A 6,527-nucleotide genomic window follows, 5' to 3' on the forward strand; every position below is an offset into this window, starting at 1 on the left:
GACTTCGATGAGACATCGTTCAAAGCTTCTCGCCGGTGGCGCGGTTGCAGTAGCGCTGCTCGCGGGCGTGTTGTTCGGTGGAGTTCTCGAGGAGTCTCCCTCGGCTCGTTCGACAGCCGTCGTGCCGCCCCAGGCGATCTCGGAGAGTGCGCTCTCCGGGATCGTCCAGGGCGGCGCGCAGGCAACGGTGGCAAGCCTCGAGACGGCACTTGCGTCGTCTCCTAGCGACCCGGACACGTTGGCTTCGCTCGGGCTCGCCTATCAGATCCGCTGGCGCGAGACCGGCGATGCGTCGTATCTGCCGCGCTCCAATGCCGCTCTGGCGGCAGCCCTTACCGCGCGCCCTGACGATCCGACAGCAACGCTCGGCCTCGGCAATCTCGCACTGCTCCAACACCAGTTCGCGCGTGCGCTCGTCGTCGGCCGCAGGGCTCAGAAGCTCGCGCCGCACTCGGCCCGACCCTACGGTGTGATCGGCGACGCCCAGATCGAGCTGGGCCGTTACACCGCGGCTTTCAGCAGCTTCGAGCGGATGGTGGCGCTGAAACCAAATCTCGCCTCCTACGCTCGCATCGCATACGCCCGCGAGTTGAAGGGCGACACGGTCGGCGCGATCGCCGCGATGCGGCTTGCCGTCGACGCCGCCGGCGGTCAGCCGGATGCAACCGCCTGGGCTCTCGTCGAGCTCGCGAAGCTCGAGTTCGGCCGGGGTCGCGTCACGGCAGCCGACACCTACGCCCGGGCAGCACTGACGGCCGTCCCTGGCTATGTCTACGCGCTGGAGCAACGTGCTCGGATCGAGGCGGCACGCGGGCGACTCGATAGCTCCATCGCTTTGGCCCGTCGCGCGTCGGAGGCGATACCACTCGCGCAGTTCGTCAGCCTCCTCGGTGACCTTCTCGAGCGCCGGGGTCGGCTAGCCGAAGCCAGGCAGCAGCGGGCGACCGTCGCAGCGATCGACCGGCTGCTCGTTGCGGGTGGCGTCCGGGTCGATCTCGAGTCGGCCGTGTATCGCGCCGACCAGCGAATCCGACCCGTGGAGACGGTTGCGCTCGCGCGCCGCGCTCGTGCCGACCGCCCCTCGATCTACGGTGACGACGCCCTCGGTTGGGCGCTCGCGCGCGCGGGCCGATGTGACGAGGCAGTGACGTGGTCGCGACGATCTCTGAGGCTGGGGACCCGCGACGCCCAGCTCTGGTTTCACCATGGCTACGCAGCAGGCTGTGCCGGCGATACGACCGAGATGACCCGGGCCTACGAGAAGGCGCTTGCCCTCAACCCGAACTTCTCGGTGCGATTCGCACCGCTGGCGCGGAAGGCCGTGTCATGAGACGGGTGGCGCTTCTCGTTGTCGTGGCCGTGGCCGCTACCTGTGCTCTCCTCGCACCGGCGCCTGCCTCCGCGCATCCGCTCGGCAACTTCACCGTCAATCACTTCGCGGGGATCGATCTCGCTGGAGACACCGTGTACGTCAGGTTCGCACTCGATCTCGCCGAGATTCCGACGTTCCAGGAGGGCGCGTCGGTTCGGCGCCCGGGATACGCCGCCTCCCTGGCGAAGCAACTCGACCTAACGGTCGACGGCAAGCGAGTGCCGCTCATCGTCGTGGCGCACCGGACAGCCGAGCGTCCCGGGGCAGGCGGGCTCAAGACGTTGCGTTTCGATGCGATCTACCGCGCACCGGCGGCCGGGACGCGGTTGACGTTTGCGGACCGATCGTTCGCGAGCAGGATCGGGTGGCGGGAGATCACGATCAACGCCCGTGACGGCGCTCGGCTAGATGCAGCCTCGGCGCCGCAGACGACCCGATCTGACGAGTTGCGTGCGTATCCCAAGGATCTCCTGCGCTCACCCCTCGATGTCAGGAGCGCAACGGCCGGCTTCACTCCTGGGCCGAGAGGCGCGGCTCCACCGGTGATCGGTGAGGCTGCGGCAGTCGAGCGCTCCTCGGGCGGGTTCGAGTCCCTGATCGAGCGCGGCGACCTCTCGCTCGGCGTGATCCTGATCAGTCTGCTGATCGCGGCCTTCTGGGGCTCCGTGCACGCGCTGACCCCCGGGCACGGCAAGGCGCTCGTTGCCGGCTATCTCGTGGGAACGAAGGGAAAGCCACGGCACGCCTTTCTCCTCGGAGCGACGGTGACGGTGACCCACACGTTCGGCGTCTTCGCTCTCGGCCTCGTGACGCTCCTGCTCTCGCAGTTCATCGTCCCCGACCAGCTCTATCCGTGGCTGACCCTCGTCTCGGGGCTCCTCGTCGTTCTCGTTGGCGTCGGCGTGCTGCGATCGCGGCTTCGCACGGGCGGCTGGGCCGACCATGACCACGGCGATGGGCTGCACGACCACGGGTCGCACGGTCATCACCACGAGCACGGTGAGCATCAACACCACGACGACCACCACGGGCATGTGCATGCGCACGGCGACGACCACGAGCACGCGAGCCACTCGCACGACCAACGATCGTCGAGCGACGACTCGTTCACGTCCAAGGGAATCCTCGGTGTGGGAATCGCCGCCGGCCTTCTCCCGTGCCCCTCGGCCCTCGTCGTGCTGCTCTCCGCCATCGCCGTCCATCGGGTCGGCTTCGGCTTTGCCCTGATCGCCGCTTTCAGCCTCGGCCTGGCCGCGACGATCACGTGTATCGGCCTCATCGCTGTCCTCGCGCGCCGGGCGTTCCGCCGCGTCTCGTTCGAGGGACGGATCGTCCGTGCACTCCCAGCTCTGAGCGCACTCGTGATTCTCGGCGTCGGGGTCGCCTTGACCATCAAGGCCATTCCAGGCGTCATCTGAACCGATCGGGAAAGGGGGGCGAACAACCATCATGTTTGGGCTCGACGACGCGATTGCAGGTCTCTCGAACGGTGCTTCGGTGGGAGTGGTGATCCTCGTCGCGGTGCTCCTCGGCCTACGGCACGCGACCGACCCGGATCACATCGCTGCCGTCACGACGCTCGTTGCCTCGGGGGGTGAGCGCGCCAGCCGGGCATCCGCCCGGCTCGGCGCGTTCTGGGGTCTCGGCCACGCTCTGACGCTCGTGCTCTTCGGCCTTCCGATCCTCCTCTTTCAGCAGTACCTCCCGGAACGGGTGCAGCAGGGTGCCGAGACCGCTGTTGCAGCGCTGATCGTTTTTCTCGCGCTCCGGCTCCTCGTCCGCTGGCGCCACGGCTACTTCAATCTCCACGCGCACGTCCACGAGGACGAGCACCATCATCACCGAGTCAGGACTCCTGCGGGTGCCTTCGGCATCGGGCTCGTCCACGGCATCGGCGGCAGCGCCGGTGTCGGAGTCCTCATTCTCGCTGCGATCCCGTCGACGACCGTTGCCTGCATCGCCCTGATCGTCCTTGCGGTCTTCACCGCTGTCTCGATGACGCTCGTCACGACGGGATTCGGGATCACGCTCTCCTCGGACCGCGTGGCTGGCTCGTTCAACGGCATCGCTCCGGTGATCGGCGTCACGAGCCTCGCTTTCGGCGCCTGGTACGCGCTCGCTGCCTGGGGCATGGTCGCCTACCCGTTGTAGGCTGCATCGGTGGAGACGCCGCTGACGCTGACCGACATCGAGGCTCTTGCCGTCGAGCAGCTCGACCCTGACTGGGCGGAGTACTTCCGCGGAGGCGCGGGACGGGAGCAGACGCTGGCCGAGAACACCGCAGCGTTCGCGCGGTGGCGGTTGCGCCAGAGGATCCTCTGTGGGATCGAGTCCACCGCGACCGAGACGACCGTCCTCGGCTGCAACGTGAGCTCGCCGATCGTCGTCGCGCCGGTCGCCTATCAGCAAATGGCTCACGCGGACGGCGAGGTGGGCATGGCCCGAGCGGCGGCCGCGGCCGGATCTGCGCTCTGTCTCTCCACCTTCTCGAACGCAGGTGTCGCCGAGGTCGCGGCCGCCGCGCCCGACGGCGTCCGGTTTCTCCAGGTCTACGTCTTCCGTGACCACGGCGTCACCGATGAGTTGATCGCGCAGGCGATCGACGCGGGCTTCGCCGCGGTGTTCCTCACAGTCGATATCCCGGTCGTCGGAGCACGAGACCGCGAGAGGCGCATCCACTGGGCATTCCCGGAGGAGACGATGCCCTCGGTGCGGTATGCGCTCGAGCGCGGGGTAGAGGGTGAGGGGTTGCAGATCCTCGACCCGGCGCTCGACTGGAAATACCTTGCGCGACTGGCGTCGTCCTTACCGGTCCCGGTCGTCGTCAAGGGGGTGCTCGAGCCAACGGACGCACTGCTCGCGGCCGAGCACGGCGCGGCCGGCGTCGTCGTCTCGAACCACGGAGGACGGCAACTCGACGGCGTGATGCCGACGATCGACGCCCTGCCCGCCATCGTCGAGGCGGTGGGCGACCGGCTCGAGATCTTGCTCGACAGCGGCATCCGGCGCGGTACTGATGTTGCCACGGCGCTCGCACTCGGCGCTGCCGCCGTGCTTGCCGGCCGTCAGCCGCTCTGGGGACTCGCCGCTCGCGGTGAGGATGGCGCGCGACAGGTGCTCGAGCTCCTGCGCGAGGAGCTCGCTGTTGCATTGCACCTGACGGGCTGCAAGTCCGTCGACGAGCTCACGGCAGAGCACGTCGTTCGCGCGCTTCGTCCGTAGAATCAGCCTCCGTGAACGACATTGCCATCCTCTCCCGGAATCATGTCGAGCTGCTGCCGGCGGGAGGCCTCGAAGCGAAGCTGAAACGCCGCCGGCCCCTTCGCGTCAAGCTCGGCATCGACGTCACGTCGCCCGACATTCACGTCGGGCGCGGGATCCCACTGCAGCGGATGCGGGCATTTCAGGACGCAGGGCACACGGGCGTTCTCATCATCGGCGACTACACGACGCGGATCGGCGATCCCTCGGGCCGATCGGCCGAACGGCCGATCCTCTCCGACGCGGAGATCGACGCGAACGCGAAGCTCTACGTCGATCAGGCGCTCCAGATTCTCGATCCGGACCGCACCGAGGTGCGGTTCAACGGGGAGTGGCTCTCGAAGCTCTCGTTCGGCGATGTCGTTCGGTTGACACGGACGCTGACGGTTGCACAACTCCTCGAACGCGACGACTTCTCGAAGCGTGTGGCTGCCGGGCAGCCGGTCTCGGTCTCCGAGCTCCTCTACCCACTCATGCAGGCCTACGACTCGGTCGCGATCGAGGCCGACGTCGAGCTCGGCGGGACGGATCAGCTCTACAACCTGCTCGCCGGACGTACCGTGATGGAGGCGTACGGGCTCGAGCCGCAGGTCGTGCTCACGACGCCGCTCCTCGTCTCCTGGGACGGGGCGAAGATGAGTTCCTCCGTCGGGAACAACATTCCGCTTGCTGCTCTGCCCGAGGAGCAGTTCGGCCGCACGATGCGGATCCCCGACACGATGCTCGTCGACTGGTATCGGCTCGTGGTGGAGGCGCCCGTTCCGGAAGGCGAGCCGATGGATGCGAAGCTTGCACTCGCTCGGTTCATCGTCGCTCGCTCCCACGGCCCGGGAGCCGCTGTCCAGGCAGAGGCCCACTTCACTCGTGTCGTGCGCGAGGGCGGCGCACCCGAAGAGGTGCCCGAGGGAGTGCTCCCCGACGGCGATCCGATCCACCTGCCGGCGCTGCTCGCAGAGCAGTTCGGGCTGTCGACGAGCGAGGTGCGCCGGATGATCGGACAGGGAGGCGTGAAGGTGAACGGGGTCGTAGTGACGTCGCTCGACATCGCCCGCCCAGACCTGGCGCGCGCACTCGTCCAGGCAGGGAAGCGGCGCTTCGTGCGTTACCCGCCTTCGAATTGACACAGAAGCGCTAGATCCTGCTACTATCGGCAAGCCGCCCGTGAGGGAGGCAGCAAAAACGCCCTGTCACTCGACATCGGAGCGGCCTTCGAGCGAATCGGATACGACCTGTACCGAATCTCCCGTAGGCCTCTGGCGCGAGTTGGAGGCCTTTTTGTTGCTCGACTCGACCGGCATCGATCTTTGAAAACTCAACAGCGTACGGAAAACGACGAGGCCCCTCGTCCTCGCTTCGGCGTGGGAGAGGGGTTACACCGTCCGCCCGTTCTACCGGGTGAGACGGTTTTCCCGTCGATGCCGTGCAGAAGCGACGTTTGGTCTTCGGACCGAGCGGAGTGACTGTGCGGATAGACATTTGAGCTCAAGCTCTAGGGAAGACAACAGTTTGTCGGCTATGTCATCAGGGAGGTTCGCCTCCTGCGTGACATGACAGCCGGCGACAAGTTCTTCACGGAGAGTTTGATCCTGGCTCAGGACGAACGCTGGCGGCGCGCTTAACACATGCAAGTCGAGCGAGAACCGGGACTTCGGTCCTGGGGACAGCGGCGAACGGGTGAGTAACACGTGGGTAATCTGCCCTCGATTCTGGGATAGCCCGGGGAAACTCGGATTAATACCGGATAGCCTTTCAAGCTTTCGGGCGTGAAAGAAAAGGTAGCTTCGGCCTCCGATCGAGGATGAGCCCGCGGTGGATTAGCTTGTTGGCGGGGTAATGGCCCACCAAGGCGACGATCCATAGCTGGTCTGAGAGGACGATCAGCCACACTGGGACT

At 66.7% G+C, this 6,527-nt stretch carries 5 protein-coding genes and 1 rRNA gene; all 6 read left to right on the top strand.

Translation table 11 applies throughout. The annotated features are described in order from the left end of the window. On the top strand, nt 1-1,330 hold a 1,330-nt coding region (locus ABIR74_RS07760; RefSeq protein ID WP_348176747.1), incomplete at its 5' end, for a tetratricopeptide repeat protein. Further along, nucleotides 1,327-2,790: a sulfite exporter TauE/SafE family protein gene (locus ABIR74_RS07765; RefSeq protein ID WP_348176749.1), complete on the top strand. Its 1,464-nt coding sequence runs from the start codon at nt 1,327-1,329 to the stop codon at nt 2,788-2,790. The genes ABIR74_RS07760 and ABIR74_RS07765, both read left to right, overlap by 4 nt. Nucleotides 2,791-2,821: 31 nt before the next feature. Further along, entirely contained in the window at nt 2,822-3,523 is a 702-nt protein-coding gene (locus ABIR74_RS07770) for a hypothetical protein (protein ID WP_348176751.1), read from the top strand. A 9-nt stretch (nt 3,524-3,532) separates the two neighbouring features. Then, the gene (locus ABIR74_RS07775) at nt 3,533-4,594 is read left to right on the top strand and encodes an alpha-hydroxy acid oxidase (protein WP_348176753.1); all 1,062 of its coding nucleotides are present in this window, start codon (nt 3,533-3,535) and stop codon (nt 4,592-4,594) included. 11 nt (nt 4,595-4,605) lie between these two features. Then, a complete protein-coding gene (tyrS, locus tag ABIR74_RS07780; RefSeq protein WP_348176755.1) occupies nt 4,606-5,754 on the top strand; it encodes a tyrosine--tRNA ligase in 1,149 nt (382 codons plus the stop codon). Nucleotides 5,755-6,201: 447 nt separating this feature from the next. After that, a 16S ribosomal RNA gene (locus tag ABIR74_RS07785) occupies nt 6,202-6,527 on the top strand; the annotation flags it as partial.

The sequence above is a fragment of the Gaiella sp. genome (assembly GCF_039915195.1).
GTDB lineage: Bacteria > Actinomycetota > Thermoleophilia > Gaiellales > Gaiellaceae > Gaiella.

Bases quoted from the DNA above. Each gene is read 5' to 3' on its own strand.
- ABIR74_RS07765 (WP_348176749.1), top strand. From the start codon at position 1,327: ATGAGACGGGTGGCGCTTCTCGTTGTCGTGGCCGTGGCCGCTACCTGT.
- ABIR74_RS07770 (WP_348176751.1), top strand. From the start codon at position 2,822: ATGTTTGGGCTCGACGACGCGATTGCAGGTCTCTCGAACGGTGCTTCG.